The following is a 17,057-nucleotide window of genomic DNA, read 5'->3' on the forward strand; positions in this document are numbered from 1 at the left end:
GCTCAGACCACTTTTTCAATTGTCGTTTTGATCATATTTATTAGTTGATTGACCCTCTAGCCCCATGGCTACGGTGTGGTACATTTTTATGAGAAGTGATCATCTGGCCGCTATTCTAGTATTAACCTTTTAGTAGTAGCGTATTTTGTGAAATTGCTTGAAGCGACAACGCGATAATGTAGTCAAACAAATTACAAAGTGGGTGGGGGCGCTCATGCAGCAGCCAGTCTTCGATGCCGAATCGGCGAATCTATTTAGTCTGATTTCGCATCAAGCTCTTTTGCTCTTGGATACATCTGGCACCATCCGCCTTGGCAGTCGAGGAGCGTGGAAATTGCTCGGCGTCGAGCGCCACATCGGCATTGGTACGCCTCTTTGCAGCCTGCTTCCGCTTCCACGTGAACCTGATGATAGCGATGGTTGTACTGTCGCGCAGTTACTGTCGCGCGCAAGGGAGGCTGCTGAGCAAGACTCGAGCTATCAATACCGTACCGAGCGTGAGGGTATTTGGCTCGATATCCAAATCGAATATCTGCCAGAAAAAGTTGAAACCCCTGACCGTTTTATCGTTTCTGTCGAGAATGTTACAACGGCACATCAGGCTCAGGCGCAGCTAAAAGAGAGCCTGCGTATGCTCAATGACGCCGAGCAAAAAGCAGGGCTTGGCCATTGGCGACTCATGCTCAGCGACCAAAGCATCATCTGGTCCCGAGGGGTATACAACATTCATGGCTTTGAAGAGGGAAGCGACGTCTCCCTGGAAGAAGTCATGGATGCCTACCTGCCCGATGACCGACAGCGGGTTAATCAACTGTTGGCGGAGTCGGTGGCACGTAAGGAGGGCACGGCTTTCAAGGCCTCGATCCGTCGGCCGGACGGGGTGTTTCGAGCCGTCGACGTACAGTGGAATATCGAGCTGGACAAAGCACAGCAGCCGGTGTCCGTATTTGGTGTGATTCACGATTGCACGCAGGAAAATACGGTGACGCGTCAACTGATTGCCGCTCGTGATGAGGCGCTGGCCGAAGCTCAAGCCAACAAGATGCTACTGGCCACCATGAGTCATGAGATTCGTACGCCGCTGGCCGGTATCATCGGTATGTTGGATGCGCTGCTGGTCGAAGATGCTTGGGTGAAAACCACCTTCGATTTAAAAGAAAATTTTAAGCGACTGCGGGCCATCAGCAGCGCCTCGAAATCGCTGATGGCTACCCTGGATGATGTGCTGGACCATACCAAAATCGAGAGCGGCCATTTCCAGCTCGACGACTTCGAATTCGATTTGGCCGATGTCATCAATGGGACGGCGGATCTTTTCCAGCCCAGCGTAATAGATAAAAAGCTCAGTTTGGAGCGTTCGGTCATGGGGCCGGTCGACGTCGTAGGAGATCCTAAACGCATTCAGCAAATCGTGGCGAATTTCCTGAGCAACGCCGTTAAATTCACTTTGCAAGGCTTCATAAAGGTTTCGTTGAGTGAAGAGCCCGATGGTCAGCTATTGATCGAGGTAGCCGATTCAGGGGTGGGGATTGCCGAAGAGGATCAGAAAAAACTTTTCACCCCTTTTCAGCAAGCGGACGACTCCATATATAGTCGGTTTGGCGGTACCGGTCTTGGGCTTTCTATATGCCGCAGCTTGGCAGAAGCCATGGAGGGTAGCCTGGGCGTGAAGAGTAAACCCGACGTGGGCAGCTGTTTCTGGGTACGTTTGCCGCTGCGTCGAGTCAAGTCCCAGAAAAAGGCGTCGGATGGCAAAATGGTTTTACCCCTTATCGGCTCCCGCGCCCCGCATGTGTTAGTAGTTGACGACAATAAAACCAACGTTCTGATCGCTGAGGGAATGCTGCGGGCCATCGGGGGGACCTGTGAAGAGGCGGAGAATGGTCTGGACGCGCTTGAAACCTTGCTGACCTCATCCTTTGACGCAGTACTCCTGGATAGCAGCATGCCGGTAATGGATGGGGAGCGCTGTATCGAGTTGATTCGCCAACTGCCGGAGCCGTTATGCCGCATTCCAGTGATTGCGTATACCGCCCATCGTCAAACCGATGTTCGCGAAACATATCTGGCCGCAACGTTTGATGCCATTCTCGAGAAACCACTAAGTCGCGAAAAGCTCTATACAACGCTTAATTACCTGTTTGGTGAGACAACGCCTCCTTGTTCTCAATATCGCCATGAGCTCCCCCCTGACGTACGCACGATGCTGTCGAGTGTCGTAACTGTTTTGGAAGAAAGTGACCCAACAGCAAGAATCCGGTTTCTAGAGAGCTTGCAACAAAAGGCGCGTGACAACGGGGATCAAAAGGCGCAAGCGCTGTTTGGCTTTTTAACCGCTTGTGTCGCCACGCTCAATCAACAGCAGGTACTTGGGTTGTTGAGAGCTATCGATCGGCGTCATGCGCTTGATAGCGGTGCTTCACCCCAACAGGGGGAGGGGCAGCATTGAGTCGCGAAGAAGCGGCGGCCAACGCCCCGCAGGTCATCGAGAGGCTTCAACGACGTTTAGCGCGTGCTGAACTTGCCCGCGAGGAAGCCGAGCAGATTCTTGAGCGGCGCGGGCGCGAGCTAATGCTGGCCAACGAGCAGCTCATGGAGCGCGAGTCGCAGTTGCGTGAACGTCTGGAAAAAGAGAGCCAGTACCTGCTTAGAGCCCAGCGCACGGCCCGTATCGCCACCTTTCACCGCGACCGCGGTAGCAGGCTTTCGACATCCCCCGAGTTTAGTTGGTTACTTGGCTTGGACCCGGCGGCAAAGGTCGACGAAGAGACCATGCTAAAAACCATTCACCCGCTCGATTTAGAGCGCGTGAGAGGCTTCGAGGAGGACTTCTATCGCCACCGGCAGGCCGAGGTCGACCACGAATACGAGTTCCGTATATTGCGCGATGGCGAGGTGCGTTGGGTGCGCTGGGTACTACGGCGTGAAAATGACGATAAGGGATCGTTTCAATCGCTTTTGGGCACCGTGCAGGACATTACCGAGCAACGCGCGGCCGACCGACGCGCCCGAGCGCTGGCGCTGGTCGCCGATCGCCGTGTGAAGCAATTGACCCGCTTGAGTGAAGAGCTCGAGGCGAGCAGAAAGGCCACCAGCGATGCCTACCGGGTGCGCTCGGAGTTTCTTGCAGCGATGAGCCACGATATTCGTACGCCGCTCAACGGGCTGCTGGGCATGATGGATTTGATGTCGCTGGGATCACTTGATACCTCGCAGCAAGAGCGCTTGCGCATCGCGCAGCTGTCGGCAGTTCAATTAAAAAGCCATATCGAGGATATCATCGATATGGCCAATGCCGATGCCGCCTACCAGCCGCCGCAGACCAGCCTATCAGGGCACGGTGTCGAAAGCTGCGAAAAAGCGGCGTCACTACAATCGACAATGTCTGATGAGCGGGTATTTAGCGGTGTTCAGAGGCCTTTGGTATTGGTAGTCGATGATATCGAGACTAACCGCATCGTGCTGGCACAAATGCTCGACGTTCTGGGATGTCGCGTTGAGCTTGCCTGCGATGGTGACGAAGCGATCGAGATGATTCAGACCGAGCGCTTTGATGCGGTAATGCTGGACATTTTGATGCCCCGGTTATCGGGGCGGGAAGTCGTCGAGGCCGTTCGACGTCAGCCACAATTTGCAACGCTACCCATCACTGCGGTGACCGCCCACGCCAATCGTCGTGAACTCCATGATTTAGTAAGAAAGGGCTTTACGGCGGCTTTGACCAAGCCGGTCATGCGCACGGAGGTAGCCGAGCTGTTGGCCAGTCAATTGACCGCGTTTATCGAGCCCCTGCGACCGGCCATTGAGGGCACGTCCGACGAAAAAGCGACAGCTAACGTAGATGAAGCGGATGTACTGGATGAAGATTACTTTCGCGCTATCTTCGCGTCGTTGCCCGCCGATCGCCGGGCCATGCTGCTCAACGCAGCGGTGGCCGATATAGAAAGGCTGACCCATGAGATGACCCACGCCCATGCCGCTGGCGATAGCGATACCCTGCAGCAGGCGGCGCACAGTCTTAAGGGGGTCGCGGGCAATTTTGGCGCTCGGGCGCTGTTTCAAACCATCGTAGCGTTCAGGGAGGCCTCTCCACCACTAGCGGAAACACTGCTTAAACAGATACGCGAACAGGGTGTGAAAGTGATTGCTCGCTCTCACACCCTGTTCGCCGAGATCAATGCCGCTGAGTAAAGAGAGGTTTATCAATAGGCGCCCCGTGCAGTGATGACAGCGGGAATGGTTTTGAAGATTAGCTTGATATCCTGCCAAAGGGAGGGGTTTTGCAGATACTCCACATCCATCTCGACTTGGCGATCAAAGGGAATATCGGCGCGGCCAGACACTTGCCAAATGCAGGTAATACCCGGTTTGCCCATCAAGCGCAGCCAGCTCTGGCCTTGATAGTTAACCACTTCATCGGGAAGTGCCGGGCGCGGGCCAACGATGGACATCTCGCCGCGAAGCACGTTGAGCAACTGAGGCAGTTCGTCCAGCGATGCGCGGCGAAGCAAGGCGCCCACACGGGTAATGCGAGGATCCTTTTTCATTTTGAAGCAGGCGCCTTCACGCTCGCTTTGGGCCATCAGCTCGGCCCGGCGAGCTTCGGCGTTTTGAACCATGGAGCGGAATTTGAACATCTTGAACGGCTTGCCTTTTGCGCCGATTCGCTGCTGACTAAAGAGTACCGGCCCACCGTCTTCCAAGCGAATGCAGGCTACGATCAAGGCGATGGCAGGTGACAGCATCACGACGGCCGAGCCTGCGATGGTGATATCCAGCGCGCGCTTGAGAAACGCCTGGAAGAGGCGCATCGGGTGATGCAGGCTCAAGGCGTGCAGCAGCGCCAGTGCCAAAAATAGCGTGTTGCCGATGAGGTAGCGGCTTGCTAAACGGCGAGGCTCTTGCATGAGCCGCCAAATCCATTCACAGCCCACCCGGCGCATCGCTTTCGGCGCCCGGGGAATATTGCCAGCGTAGTAGTCGAAGAGACCGCCCACGCCCATCACCACCGGTGCATCGATGGCGTCGCGGTGAGCGTTGATCCAGAGTTCTTGCGTCGGGACACCGAATCCGACCAGCACGAGGTCGGGCTGGCTCGCGTTTACCGTGGCGATAACGCGTTCACTGTCGTCGGCATCGAAGTAGCCGTCCTGAGTACCCGCGATCTTGAGCGCCGGGAAGCGTTCGACCATTCTGGCCGCGGCGCGCTCGGCGGTGGCGGGGCGACCGCCCAGTAAGTAGATTGAGAGCCCTCGCTGCGCTGCCTGCTGGCAAATGATCGGGAAAAGATCGGTACCGTTCAAGTTCTCGCCAAAGGGGGCGTTGGCCCAGCGAGAAGCGATTCGCATGCCCGAGCCGTCGGGCAGCAAGCGGTCGGACGCTTCCAGCGCGGCGCGGTACTTGGGGTGGCGCATGGCGGTATTAATGCAGTGGGCATTGACGAAGTTGACCGTGGATTTTTTGCGCAGCCGGGTCATGCTCAGGATATCCTCCACGGCGGCGATGCGCGTGGCATTAACCAGAGGAAGACCGAAAAGGCGGGTGGTCAACGGAGTGTGAAGGGCATGGTTGATGGCGTTCATGACAGTGCTCCTTGGGGGTCAAGACCGGATTTGGGTCTGTGCCTGGAGTACTACATTTTTCGTGCCATATATTTTTTATCCATTTTTATCAGTCTCTTATGTTATTTTTTGGGACGCCAAGTGGGGTTTGAATAAGGAGTGTTCGCAAAATTCTTTGCATTTTGCTAATGCCGTCATTGCAAAAAGCTAAAAAACACTCGGTCAAGCTATTTACGCTTACTAAATATTTATCAAGTCTATGAAATAAAAGGACTTTACTCGGGTTGGCGCGATTATGGCTCTGGTTCCAGTCATTAGTGGCTCTATTTAACTACGAGGAATCGACATGAAAATGGGCACGCTTTTATCGCGCAGTACAAGAGGGGAGGCGAATCTGCTGGTGCGGCGGCTCGCCTGTTTTGGAAGCGCCGAGATGATCACGCGCGTCGTGCGCATACTCTCTATCGTCATCATTGCCCGGCAGGTTTCACCTCAAATGATGGGGCTGGCAGCGCTGGCGCTGAGTATTTTCGAAATGGTGAGGGTGTTGGCCAACGCTGGCATAGGGCAACGTATCATCGCCGAATCCGAGGAAAACCTGCAGGCGACCTGTAATACGGCACACCGCCTTTTTTGGCTCTGGTGCCTCGTGGTAGCCGCTATACAGCTCTCGATTGCCGGAGGGCTGGCACTGTTTGACAAACCGGATATTGCCGCCATGTTGGCGGTGTTGGCCGGGATGTACCTGCTGATGCCCGGTGGCCTGGTACAAGTTTTTCTGCTCATGCGGGCCCAGCGGTTTGGCGCCATTGCCAGTATTGGAGCTGCCCAAACCATCAGCGATCATCTGCTGACGCTGGTACTGGTGCTGGTATGGCCGAGCGCTTGGGCGATCGTTCTGCCGAAACTACTTACCGCGCCGCTGTGGCTGGTGCTGGCAAGGCAGCGCATGGCTTGGCGCCCCGAGCCTGCGGCGGGTTACACCGCTTGGCAGCAATTCACCGGCTTTGCACTAGGCGTGCTCATTTCCGAAATACTCGTCGTAGCGCGGGGCCAGCTGGATAAACTCATCGTGGGATGGCTGTTCGGCGTTCAAGCGCTGGGGATCTACTACTTCGCCTTCAACGCGGGTCTAGGGTTAACGACCTCCTTCATTATGGCATTGGGCCAAGTGCTCTTCCCCTACCTTTGTAAGGCGGGTCACGCGACTGAATGCTTGCGTCGGGGCCGCGTAGGCTTGTTGCTGGGACTGGCCGTATTTACCCCGTTACTGGCGCTGCAGTCGGGCTTGGCCGGTTGGTATGTGCCTCTGGTGTTCGGTGAGCAGTGGCGTGACGCCGCCCCGCTAGTCGCCATTCTTGTGCTAGGGGGAGTGCCGATGGTGTTCGCAGCCTGTGCAAGCGCTTGGTGGCGTGCCAACGAATCCCCCGCGACGGAAGCCAAGTGGAATTCAGTGGTGACCGCCGTTTGCTTGGGAGCGATTTTGCTATTCTCTTCATTGGGGCTCGAGATGGTCGCCGTGGCCTATGTGGTCGGCATGGCGGTCATCATGATACCGGTGACGCTTGGTGCGCTGTTCAGGGCCCGGCACCATCCCGCACCGATACTGGAGGCTGCGCATGCCTGATCCACTCTTCTCCATTGTGATGCCGGTCTACAATGGCGCCGCGACGTTGGATGCCACGATTGCGTCAGTACTCGCTCAGCGCCAAGCCTCCTTCGAATTGATCGCGGTTAACGACGGCTCCAGGGATGCCAGCTTGGCAAGGCTCGAGGCGTGGCAAGCCCAGGACTCGCGTATCCGGGTGATCGACCAGGCCAATGCCGGCGTTTCCGCCGCACGTAACCAGGGCGCTAGCGCGAGCAGGGGGGAATGGATCGTCTTTCTCGATGCCGATGATCTATGGCATCCCGATAAGCTGCTCGCCCACGAACGTTTTCATCAGCAACACCCTCAGGTGTCAATCAGCTATGCCGGCATCGCTTTTTTACCTTCTGACGCTCACGCGTTCGCCGACGCCCGGGCATGGTCGACGGTGCCCACCGGTCCGGTGACGCTGGAGCGCGTGCTGGGCGAAAACCCCGTTTGCACCAGCTCTAATATCGTCGTTAGCCGTCAGACTTGGGAGCAAAGCGGAGGCTTTCGGATTGGCATGAATCACGCCGAAGATCAGGAGTGGTTGGCGCGCTGCGTCTCTCAAGGGTGGGTACTCCAGGGGATCGCCGAGGTGCTGGTAGGTTACCGCATGTCTGAGGAGGGGCTGTCGGTCAATCTGGAGGCGATGTTCAATGGCTGGTGGGCGCTGGCGCTCGAGTACAAGGCGCACTGTAACGTTGATCGCGCGCGCGCCATCTACTGCCGCTACCTGGCGCGCCGTGCGCTCAGAGCGGGCTTGCCTCATCGCGTGGCGTGGCACTACGCCTTGGATGGCCTGAAACACTCACCGAGCGGTTTTTTCAATCACCCCAAGCGCGGCGCGCTAACGCTGGCAGGGGTGGTGCTGGGCCCCATGATGACCCGGCGTTTACGAGCCAGAATCTTTGCTTGAGGCCTCTATGGGCGAGTAAGAGACTGCCGGTAAAAGAACGCCAATCACCGCTTTCCATGGGGTTTCATCCCGTAGGTGGTTCCCCCTTGAGCGTAGCGAGCCGATATGAGATTAAACGTGCTCGGCTTCGCCTGTTTAAGGCGCTGTTCGACAAGTGCCAGGCCTCGACAATATTCGTTGAGTCGCTCCAGACTACCTGTTTTCCCCTTGCACGAACTTCCTTGTAACTTCCCTGTGTAAACTACGCTGCCTCTTCGCCAATGCCTGCGTTTATGTCGCCGTTGCTTTTAGGTTTTCAACACCTAAGCCAGCCCGTGACGCCCGAACGCCAGCGCAAGCCGTAAAGGAGGCATTTAGCGTTATGCCAATTGCATAGCATTTTGCAAAAATGCCAGCAGAAGACTCATGAAGGGCATTGCATTTTGCAATACGGCATTCTAAATATCAGGTGATTGGCACACTAGTTTTTATTTATGTTGCTGAATTATATGTAAATAAAAAAACATGGCCCGTAAGTTGACTGTGAAAGTTCATAAACCCAACGCATCGAGGCTACTGCCATGAACAACCCTACCTACTCCGTTATCATGCCCGTTTACAACGTCGAAGCCTTCGTTGCCGAAGCCGTCGAGTCCGTTCTGGCGCAAACCTTCACCGACTTTGAGCTTATCATTGTCGACGATGGTGGGGCGGACAGCAGCATGGATATCTGCCGCAGCTTCGACGATTCGCGCATTCGTATCGTGACCCAGCAAAACCGCGGCTTGGCCGGAGCGCGTAACAGCGGTATCGCCGCAGCTCGGGGCGAATTCATTGCGCTGCTCGACTCCGACGACCGCTGGCACCCGACCAAGCTGGCGCTGCACTTCATCCACTTGACGGCGAGCCCCGAGGTTGATGTGAGCTACAGCGGCTCGCAATTGATCGATTCGCAAGGCAAGCCCATGGGCATTGTGCAAGCGCCTCGCCTGACGGGTATACGCTCGAGCCACATAATGATGCGCAACCCGGTCGGTAACGGCTCCGCACCGGTGATTCGCCGCCGCGCGCTGTACCGGGCAAGCTTTGCCCATCCCGAGGAGCCGGGCCGTCAGTGCTGGTTCGATGAGAGCTTTCGCCAGTCTGAAGACATCGAACTCTGGCTGCGTATGAGCGCCGAACACGGCTGCACCTTCGAGGGGATCGAAGGGCTTCTGACTGACTACCGCATCGTGGACGGTGGCTTGTCCGCCAACATGGTGCGCCAGTTCGAGAGCTGGGAGCGTGTGATGGAAAAAGCCAGACAGTATGCACCGGCCTTGGTGGACCGTCATGGTAAGAAGGCGCGCGCCTACCAGCTGCGCTATCTGGCGCGGCGGGCGGTGCAAATGGGTGATGGCGCCTTTGCGCTCTCGCTGTTCAAGGACGCGTTAGGCTCCAGTTTGTCGATTATTGTCTCTGAGCCCTACAAAACCCTGGAGACCGGGCTGGCCGCAGTCGCTGCCCGCTTCATGCCGCGTCAGTGGTTTAGCAAACTGGCGGCGTATCGTCTTGGCACAGGAGAACCGACATGAACCGTTTGAACGTTGTCCACCTGCTCGATGATGTCGCGCCCGGCGGCGTAATGCAGGCACTTGCCGTGTTTGATCTGCCCGAACTGGCTGAGCGGCTCGCCTGCCGTATTCTGCAGATCAACCCGGAGGCCGACGCTGCGCCGACGCTGGAGGCCGACATTATCATGACCCATTTTCCACCGCGCTGGCGTGCGCTGACGTTTCTGGCCGCGTTAAAGCGCCGCAACCCCCACGCTCAGCTGGTGCATATCGAACATAGCTACACCGGCGGCTGGGAGGAGCAGTGCGTGGCGCACCGGTTCAGGTTTCGCACCATGCTTCGCATCGCCTACCGGCTGTTTGACGATGTCGTGGCCGTGTCGCAAGGCCAAGCCGCGTGGTTGAATCAGGTAGTAGGCGGTCTGGAGAATCGTTTGAGCATCATCCCACCATTGAGCCTTGTGGATAGCCTCGAAGCATTGCCACTGCCCACTTGGAACGGTGAACGGCCGCTGGTGATCGGCGCCTATGGTCGCTTTACGCAGATGAAGGGCTTTGATCGGCTGTTGAAGCAGTTTAAAACGCTGCCCGCCGAGCGCTTCGAGCTGGTGCTCGGTGGGTTTGGAGAGCAGGCGCAGAGCCTGCAAGCGCTAAGTTACGGCCTTGCCAACGTGCATTTCTACGGCCATGTCGCCAATCGGGCCAGCTTTTTGGCTGGCTGCGATATCGTCGTGGTTCCTTCGCATTTTGAGGCTTACGGGCTGGTTGCGACCGAAGCGCGTCAGGCCGGACGGCCGATTATCGTCGCCGATGTGGATGGCCTGCCCGAGCAGACCTGTCAGGGACGTGCGGGGATCGCGCTGGATTTTAGCTCGGAGAGCGCGTTATCCAGAGCCCTGGAGGCACTGACGCCGAAGGCGTTTGCGCGCATGTCTCGCGAAGGCAAGCTCTCTGTAGAAGGGCTCCAGACTCAGCGCGTTCTGGCCTGGAAAAAGCTGTTCAGACTCTCTCGCTGGCGTCAGGGGGTGGCGCTTGCCGGCTAGCGTGGGCCAAGCGCCGCTGGCGAAAAACGACGGCGCGGCGGCAGGCGATGCCCACCAGCACGAGTGCCGGCCAGTAAAGATAACTGAGAATTTCGAGGTTTTCGCCAAAGGTGTAGAGCGTCAGCAAAAGCAGCAGCGAGAAGGCCACCCGACCGACCGGGTCGTGCAAGGAGAGCTTCGCCGTCACCAGCAGGGTGGCCACCAGCGGTACCAGCAGGGCGACCACCCCGGTGATACCTTTCACGAACAGCAGGCCGTACCAGCTATGGTGGCTGCCAATCGGCATGTACTCAACCAAATGCGGCCCGCGCTCGACTACCCCGTGGCCAAACCAGGGCGCCTCGTTTTGCCAGCGCTCCACCGCAATTCTACCCAGCGCCGCACGGACCCGGCTCGAGTCCGCCCGGGCCCCTTTGAAACTTTCCACCGCCTGGTTCATGAGCTCGAGTAGTTGCCCGGCAACCATGGTGGCCACCAGCACGGGTCCGGCCGCGGTAAACCAGGCCCAGGGCTTGCGTAGCTGGCTGATGCCAAACGCCGCGGGCCAGACCACGGCAAGAGCTACCAGCGCCAGCCGTGACTGAGAAAGCAGCGCAATCATCAAGCTCGCCGTGACGCCAATCACTTTCCACTTCCAGCTTTTTTCTTCCAGCGCGCACAGCGTGTGCACCACGGCGATCAGCCCTGCTGCCGGCGACCACGGAGCAAAAAATTGCCAACGCGGTGTGCCCACGCCCGGCTCGATGGTGTAGAGAATCACGGCGAAATACTCGGGGCCCGAACCGCCGACGACTTTCAGGGGAGATACGTAGAGAAGCCCGGGCAGGCCGATAAACGGCGCAACTAGAAAAAGTGGAATCAATAGGAGCGTTTGCACGCCAAGTCGACATACGGCGCGGTAGATAATCTCGGGCCGGATATCGAGTACCGCCCCAATAAATGGAAAGAGTGCAATCAGTGCCCACCCTTTGGCCCACCCAATGGATGACTTGATCGTCTTGCCGGTGCCGAGCTCATTGAGCAGATGACCCACGATCAGAATGATCAGCATGGCCAGCATGCCAAGCATCCAGAGCCAGATGCAGGGATGAACCGGCGGGGGACGCTTGTGCTCGGGAAGCCCCGGCGCGATGTAGAGCTGCGCGGCCGCTAGCAGGGCCAGCAGCCAAGCGAGCACCGGACCGGCAATGTAGAGCCCGCCAACCATCCAGAGTAGCCAAGTGCTCTGGATGGCGACAGAGATTATTTTTTCGGCAGGATTAGCTGGATGATAGGTTGACGCAGCCATAACAGTAAGAAGCCCATGGTGACGAGCAGTGAGCCCAATACGCCGCCAACGATTGCCAGCGGGAGCGACGGCGAAGAGGGGGCGCCGGGCAGGGAGGGAGTTTCGAACGTCTGTACCAGCGGATAAGAGGCAAACGGGTCCGATTTGTTGGTATCAAGGCGTGCCAGGGCGGAGGAGAAGACCGCTTGGGCCACGCGCTGCTCGCGCAGAAAGTCCGCCAGCCTGGCGGCGGTTTGCACCAGCGCCTCCATGTCGTCGTCATGCAGTTTGATTTGCTCCTGCACCTGCTCGAGCGACGCCTGAAGACCCACTACGCCGGAGGTTTCCGCCAGGAAAGCATCCAGCAAGCGCTCGCGGCTGTCGCTCACGGACAGGTCGACGAACTCTCTTAGGCTATCGAGTGGCAAATCGGTCAGCGTCTGACCGCGTTGTAGCATGGCCTGATTCAGGCTCACGCGCTGGGCATCGAGCTCGGCCAGCGTTATGTGATTAGGGCCCAGCGTTGCCTGAGCCTGCGTCCACTCGGACAGGGTATCGGCGTAGCTCTCTAAAAGTGATTGAAACAGCGGGTCGGCCTTGAGCAGTTGGGCTGAGCGCGCCTGGTCGACGCTGAGTGCCAGCAAATCGCTCAACGAGCGAGTCACCGACTCCTTTTCCGACAGCGCCTGCTGAAGCTCGCGCTCCGTGGCGCGCAGGGCGTCGACGACGCTGATTCGCTTACCGAACTGGTCCATGGTCGCAAGGCCGGTGTCGCCTTGAAACCGGATCACTCGAAGCTGCGCTTCCTGCAGCTTTTGCTGAAGCTCATCGAGACGGTCGCGGTCCGCCGCTTCGCGCCTCGCGGCCTCATCTTCACGCAGCTGGTCAAGCACCGTTAAGAAAGCACGCCGAAGCGCCTCCAGGCGTGACTGGGCCTGCTCGGGACTGCTTCCCTTGATTGAGACCAGAATCAGGTTGGTCTGGTCGATCAGGTTAATCGTTGGCGATGGCAGCCGGTCGCTGCCATCGTTTAATAGCTCGGCGCCGCTTCGCAGGGTCAAATCTGCCGTCAACAGACGCTTGTAATTTTGGGTGGGGCTAAGCGAGGGGCTCGAGAACGCCGAGGAGGTCTGCGAAGAGGCTTGGCCGATGGTTTCCAGGCTTAACATGCCGCCGACGCCGGAGCCTGGCAGAATCAGCGACATGGAGCTTTTATACGTCACCGGCGCCAGCACGATATAGCAGGCCACTAGCGCCCATATCCCAATCAAAAAAGGGGCAATAGCGATGATGTAGCGGCGATAGCGGCCGGCGGACGGGAGCCCGTCCCTAATGAAATACCAGACCCGGACAAGGCGTCGCGGTTGCTTTTGGGTTGGGCTGCTCATTGGGCCACGTCGTTGATTAAAATCGCGGTCGCCGCCGGGCCGACCATCTCGCCGAGTAGCGAAAAGGCGTCGCGGAAGTTCATCATTCGGCTGTCGTAGCAAGCGATGGCGTCGTCGGGCATCAGGTAAGGATTGATGCGGTCGCGCTGGGCGCTGGTGAGCATGTCTTCGATATCGCGGTTAATCACCACGCTCTGTTGATTGATCGGGTTTTTTGAAATCAGGATCGCCTTGCGATGGGAGTTCATGGCCGAGCCCCCCACGCAGTTGGCGGACACCAGCCCCTGCAGCAGCCGTGTTCCGTAGGGTAGGCTGGTGGTATCTTTGCCGATCGCCGCAGTGGCATTGCTCGCCGCGGGGCGAGAAAGATTGGACATGTACACTCGAATACCCGGAATGGTGAGCGATCCGGGTCTTACCAAGCGAGCATCGAAACAGCCGGTGCTGGGGATCGTAATACGGTCCCCGTGGGTAACACGCATATCCGTGAACCGGGTGCCATCAATCAAGCCGCTCAGGTCCACCCGGGTCCAGGCATCGCCGCGCTGGAGCACCACATCGCTTACCGAGGCGTCGGGCCGTATGCCGCCTGCCGCGCGAATCGCCGTCGACAAGCTGCGGCCGACATTGGCATCGCCGCTGTTGACGTTATTCGTTAGGCCCGCCCGCGCCTCGGGCCCACGCTCACCCGCCCTAACAGGCCCAGGGTTGAAGACCGCTCCGCTGACGACCACTGACACCCCGGCGCTCTCGATCAAATTGATATCCACGACGCGGGGCAGGTCCCGTACCAGCCCACGCGCAATGAGCTGCTCGCGCACGCGCTGAGCGGCCTCGTCGATCGTCATGCCTTGCAGGTTCACTCGACCCATGCCGGCAATCACGAGCTGGCCGGTATCGTCGATCACGTAATTACCCGATAACATCTCGTCGTCACCGATCACCTGCACTTTCATGCGGTCGCCGGGAGAAAGCCTATGGGTGTCGGTTAACAGTTGATGTGCGAAGACGTAGTTCTCTTCGGGAAGCGAGGTGGCGACAGACGTAGTGGGGTGACAAGCGAGCGTCGTCTCATCCTCCAATTGCTCGGGCATCCAGGCCGCGCCCGGTGGGTTATGCGGGGTCGGAGCAGAAGAGCATCCCGCGAGTAGCACAGCATGGATGCCCAGACTCATAAGCCAAATTGTGTGACGCCTCGTAGGTCTCATGATGATACCTTTAATTGACTATCGGCGGTGTCAGGTAGTTAACGAGATACAAAATATGGGCCACTCACTGAAGGATAATGGTAATGCTTTATTTTTAATTTGATTTTATTGATCTAGCGCTTTATTGGACGTTAATTAAGCGTATTGGGTTGTTCGTTCGATGATAAATATAATGAAACTGGTTCAGTAGTCCATGCGTAAGATCCAAGCGCCAGACAACGTAAAATTGCAGAATGCGAATTAATTTTCTTTTTTTGCGAATATTTTTTTGCATTTTGCAATTTTTGTTCCCCTGGAACCGCTTGTGCCGAGATTATTGGCTGGCACGTAAATTGCTCATTCAGATTGAGGCCACCTTTAAAGGGCGAGGCAAAAGAGAAAGCAGTGGTGATCAGGCGAGTGTCAGGCATTGCGGCACTAAAAAAGAGTGACGGGAAGGCGTTCGGATGGCCGGACTTAACGGTATGAATAACAAGAGCGACCGATATGAAAGGCGTAATCTTTGTAGAGCTGATCAACTTTATGGATGAAACCTTTGGTGGCGACTTTACCGAGCAGGTCATCGAAGAGGCCAATTTGCCCAATCAAGCCGCTTTTACAGCGGTGGGGTTTTACCCAAGTGAATATGCCGGGCAACTGGTAACGGCAGCCTCGCGTTTAGCCGATGCTAATGCCACAGAAGTGTGTGAAGCCTTTGGACGCTTTCTGTTTCAACGCTTCGAGATACGTTTTCCCGACCTTATGGGGCGTTATGGCTCGACAAGAGAGATGCTGGATCACGTTCAGAGCCACATTCACGAAGAGGTTAAAATTATCTATCCGGGTGCTAATCCGCCCAGCGTGACAACCCGAGAGTGTGAGGAGGGCTTTGAGGTACTCTATCGCTCGCATCGGGCATTTGCCCACATTGCGTTTGGGCTCGTTCAGCAGTGCATCATTTTCTATGGGGAGGCATGTGAGGTTAGTTGGCGCGATAGCAGCCACCCCGGCGAGGCCCGATTTTTAATTACCGCAATAAACCGGAGTAGCGAATGACCGAAAAGCCTCGCGTTCTGATCGTAGAAGACACGATATCCTTGGCACTTACCTACGCCGGTCAGCTTGAAAAGGTAGGCTGTACCACTACGCTTGCCGAGCGCGGTGAAGAGGCCCGTGAGCGCTTCTCGGCATCACCTGGTGGGTTTGACGTCATTCTACTCGACCTTAACTTACCTGATGGCGACGGTTTGGCGCTGTTGGAGTCGGCGCCGGAGTTTCTGGCACAGTCGAGCGTAGTGGTGATTACCGCTGATGGCTCGATCAACCGGGCGATTCAAGCGATGCGCGCCGGGGCGTATGACTTCATGGTCAAGCCGGTCTCGCCGGAGCGGTTGACCACCACGGTGCTCAGAGCCGGCGAACGTCGAATGCTCGAGCGCGAGGTGATGATCGCCCGCAAACTGCAAAAACGTGACCAGTTCGAGGGTTTCGTGGGCCGCTCGGACGCCATGCAGGTGGTCTACCGGGCGATCGAAAACGTCTCCAATTCTCGCGCCACGGTGTTTATTACCGGAGAAAGCGGAACGGGTAAGGAGGTGGCCGCCGAAGCGATACATTCTCTGAGCGACCGGCGCCAAGGGCGCTTTGTGGCCATCAACTGCGGCGCCATTCCCGAGCATCTATTAGAGTCCGAACTTTTTGGCCACGTCAAAGGGGCTTTTACCGGCGCGCTGGAAAATCGCGCAGGGGCGGCGCGAGAGGCGGATAATGGCACGCTCTTTCTGGATGAAATCTGCGAAATGGAGCTCAAACTCCAGGTCAAGCTGCTGCGTTTTTTGCAGACCGGCACGGTGCAGCGGGTCGGCAGCAGCCGGCCGGAAGCCGTCAACGTTCGGGTAGTTTGCGCCACCAACCGCGACCCCGCCGAAGAGGTGCGTGCCGGGCGCTTTCGCGAAGACTTGTTTTACCGGCTGTCGGTGCTGCCCATTGAACTGCCGGCACTACGCCAGCGCGGTGAGGACGTCGTGCTGTTGGCCGAGACCTTCCTGCAGCGCTTCGCCGAAGAGGAGGGCCGCGCCTTCAACGCCCTGAACGCTGACAACATCGCCAAGCTCAATGGCCATGACTGGCCCGGCAACGTGCGCGAGCTGCAAAACACCATCCGGCGCGCGGTGGTCATGAGCGTGGGTGACGACTTGACGCTACCGCCGCTGAAAAGCAACGAGCCTTCCTCTAATACGCCGGTAAGATCCACATATACCTCGGTAACGACGACCTCGAGCGCCGCGTTGATGGAGGAGTCATCCGCGACGGCACTACATGAAGCCGTCTCAGCGCACACTATCGAAGCCTTTTTCGAGGGTATGACGCTGGCTGAAATCGAGCGCTGGATCATCGAAGCCACAATCGCGCGTCACGCCGGCAGCGTTCCAGCGGCCGCTCGAGTGCTTGCCATCAGCCCCTCGACACTTTATCGCAAGCTGGAGAAGTGGGCTTAAGAGGTGGCCATGAACTGTTGCATGCATCCCGC

13 protein-coding genes are annotated in these 17,057 nt (G+C 57.5%); 8 read left to right on the plus strand and 5 right to left on the minus strand.

All coding sequences use genetic code 11. The features are described 5' to 3' along the window. Window positions 1-214 precede the first annotated feature (214 nt). Window positions 215-2,449, plus strand: a complete 2,235-nt coding sequence (locus MQW23_RS06970; protein WP_252107141.1) for an ATP-binding protein — start codon at window positions 215-217, stop codon at window positions 2,447-2,449. Then, window positions 2,446-4,191, plus strand: coding sequence for a response regulator (locus MQW23_RS19430; protein WP_286086882.1), 1,746 nt, complete (start codon window positions 2,446-2,448; stop codon window positions 4,189-4,191). Before MQW23_RS06970 ends, MQW23_RS19430 begins: the two co-directional genes overlap by 4 nt. A gap of 11 nt (window positions 4,192-4,202) precedes the next feature. Here the strand turns inward: MQW23_RS19430 and MQW23_RS06990 are convergent, their stop codons facing one another. Beyond that, a complete protein-coding gene (locus MQW23_RS06990) occupies window positions 4,203-5,582 on the minus strand; it encodes a WecB/TagA/CpsF family glycosyltransferase (protein WP_252107142.1) in 1,380 nt (459 codons plus the stop codon). A gap of 325 nt (window positions 5,583-5,907) precedes the next feature. Between MQW23_RS06990 and MQW23_RS06995 the strand changes: the two genes are divergently transcribed. The 4 genes from MQW23_RS06995 to MQW23_RS07010 all read left to right on the plus strand — a co-directional run bounded on the left by MQW23_RS06995 (window position 5,908) and on the right by MQW23_RS07010 (window position 10,685). Next, entirely contained in the window at window positions 5,908-7,188 is a 1,281-nt protein-coding gene (locus MQW23_RS06995; protein WP_252107143.1) for an oligosaccharide flippase family protein, read from the plus strand. Next, a complete protein-coding gene (locus tag MQW23_RS07000) occupies window positions 7,181-8,110 on the plus strand; it encodes a glycosyltransferase family 2 protein (protein ID WP_252107144.1) in 930 nt (309 codons plus the stop codon). Before MQW23_RS06995 ends, MQW23_RS07000 begins: the two co-directional genes overlap by 8 nt. 560 nt (window positions 8,111-8,670) lie before the next feature. After that, a complete protein-coding gene (locus tag MQW23_RS07005) occupies window positions 8,671-9,663 on the plus strand; it encodes a glycosyltransferase family 2 protein (protein WP_252107145.1) in 993 nt (330 codons plus the stop codon). After that, a complete protein-coding gene (locus MQW23_RS07010; protein WP_252107146.1) occupies window positions 9,660-10,685 on the plus strand; it encodes a glycosyltransferase family 4 protein in 1,026 nt (341 codons plus the stop codon). Before MQW23_RS07005 ends, MQW23_RS07010 begins: the two co-directional genes overlap by 4 nt. Here MQW23_RS07010 and MQW23_RS07015 read toward each other — a convergent pair. The 4 genes from MQW23_RS07015 to MQW23_RS07030 all read right to left on the minus strand — a co-directional run bounded on the left by MQW23_RS07015 (window position 10,642) and on the right by MQW23_RS07030 (window position 14,958). Beyond that, window positions 10,642-11,892, minus strand: coding sequence for an O-antigen ligase family protein (locus tag MQW23_RS07015; protein ID WP_252107147.1), 1,251 nt, complete (start codon window positions 11,890-11,892; stop codon window positions 10,642-10,644). The genes MQW23_RS07010 and MQW23_RS07015 overlap by 44 nt on opposite strands. A gap of 35 nt (window positions 11,893-11,927) precedes the next feature. Next, window positions 11,928-13,340, minus strand: coding sequence for a GumC family protein (locus MQW23_RS07020; protein WP_252107148.1), 1,413 nt, complete (start codon window positions 13,338-13,340; stop codon window positions 11,928-11,930). Further along, window positions 13,337-14,434, minus strand: coding sequence for a polysaccharide biosynthesis/export family protein (locus MQW23_RS07025; RefSeq protein ID WP_252107149.1), 1,098 nt, complete (start codon window positions 14,432-14,434; stop codon window positions 13,337-13,339). The genes MQW23_RS07020 and MQW23_RS07025 overlap by 4 nt, the downstream gene beginning before the upstream one ends. A gap of 245 nt (window positions 14,435-14,679) precedes the next feature. Further along, window positions 14,680-14,958, minus strand: coding sequence for a hypothetical protein (locus MQW23_RS07030; RefSeq protein WP_252107150.1), 279 nt, complete (start codon window positions 14,956-14,958; stop codon window positions 14,680-14,682). A 76-nt stretch (window positions 14,959-15,034) separates the two neighbouring features. On the opposite strand from MQW23_RS07030, the gene MQW23_RS07035 reads away from it, so the two are divergent. Continuing rightward, the gene (locus MQW23_RS07035; protein WP_252107151.1) at window positions 15,035-15,583 is read left to right on the plus strand and encodes a heme NO-binding domain-containing protein; all 549 of its coding nucleotides are present in this window, start codon (window positions 15,035-15,037) and stop codon (window positions 15,581-15,583) included. After that, the gene (locus MQW23_RS07040) at window positions 15,580-17,025 is read left to right on the plus strand and encodes a sigma-54-dependent transcriptional regulator (protein ID WP_252107152.1); all 1,446 of its coding nucleotides are present in this window, start codon (window positions 15,580-15,582) and stop codon (window positions 17,023-17,025) included. The genes MQW23_RS07035 and MQW23_RS07040 overlap by 4 nt, the downstream gene beginning before the upstream one ends. The last annotated feature ends 32 nt before the right edge of the window (window positions 17,026-17,057 follow it).

The sequence above is a fragment of the Halomonas sp. S3-1-1 genome, from assembly GCF_023757625.1.
GTDB lineage: Bacteria > Pseudomonadota > Gammaproteobacteria > Pseudomonadales > Halomonadaceae > Vreelandella.

Excerpts from the sequence above, each read along its gene's own strand:
- MQW23_RS06970 (WP_252107141.1), top strand. The coding sequence starts at position 215 with ATGCAGCAGCCAGTCTTCGATGCCGAATCGGCGAATCTATTTAGTCTG.
- MQW23_RS06990 (WP_252107142.1), bottom strand. The coding sequence starts at position 5,582 with ATGAACGCCATCAACCATGCCCTTCACACTCCGTTGACCACCCGCCTT.
- MQW23_RS06995 (WP_252107143.1), top strand. The coding sequence starts at position 5,908 with ATGAAAATGGGCACGCTTTTATCGCGCAGTACAAGAGGGGAGGCGAAT.
- MQW23_RS07000 (WP_252107144.1), top strand. The coding sequence starts at position 7,181 with ATGCCTGATCCACTCTTCTCCATTGTGATGCCGGTCTACAATGGCGCC.
- MQW23_RS07005 (WP_252107145.1), top strand. The coding sequence starts at position 8,671 with ATGAACAACCCTACCTACTCCGTTATCATGCCCGTTTACAACGTCGAA.
- MQW23_RS07010 (WP_252107146.1), top strand. The coding sequence starts at position 9,660 with ATGAACCGTTTGAACGTTGTCCACCTGCTCGATGATGTCGCGCCCGGC.
- MQW23_RS07015 (WP_252107147.1), bottom strand. The coding sequence starts at position 11,892 with ATGGTTGGCGGGCTCTACATTGCCGGTCCGGTGCTCGCTTGGCTGCTG.
- MQW23_RS07020 (WP_252107148.1), bottom strand. The coding sequence starts at position 13,340 with ATGAGCAGCCCAACCCAAAAGCAACCGCGACGCCTTGTCCGGGTCTGG.
- MQW23_RS07025 (WP_252107149.1), bottom strand. The coding sequence starts at position 14,434 with ATGCCCGAGCAATTGGAGGATGAGACGACGCTCGCTTGTCACCCCACT.
- MQW23_RS07030 (WP_252107150.1), bottom strand. The coding sequence starts at position 14,958 with ATGCCTGACACTCGCCTGATCACCACTGCTTTCTCTTTTGCCTCGCCC.
- MQW23_RS07035 (WP_252107151.1), top strand. The coding sequence starts at position 15,035 with ATGAAAGGCGTAATCTTTGTAGAGCTGATCAACTTTATGGATGAAACC.
- MQW23_RS07040 (WP_252107152.1), top strand. The coding sequence starts at position 15,580 with ATGACCGAAAAGCCTCGCGTTCTGATCGTAGAAGACACGATATCCTTG.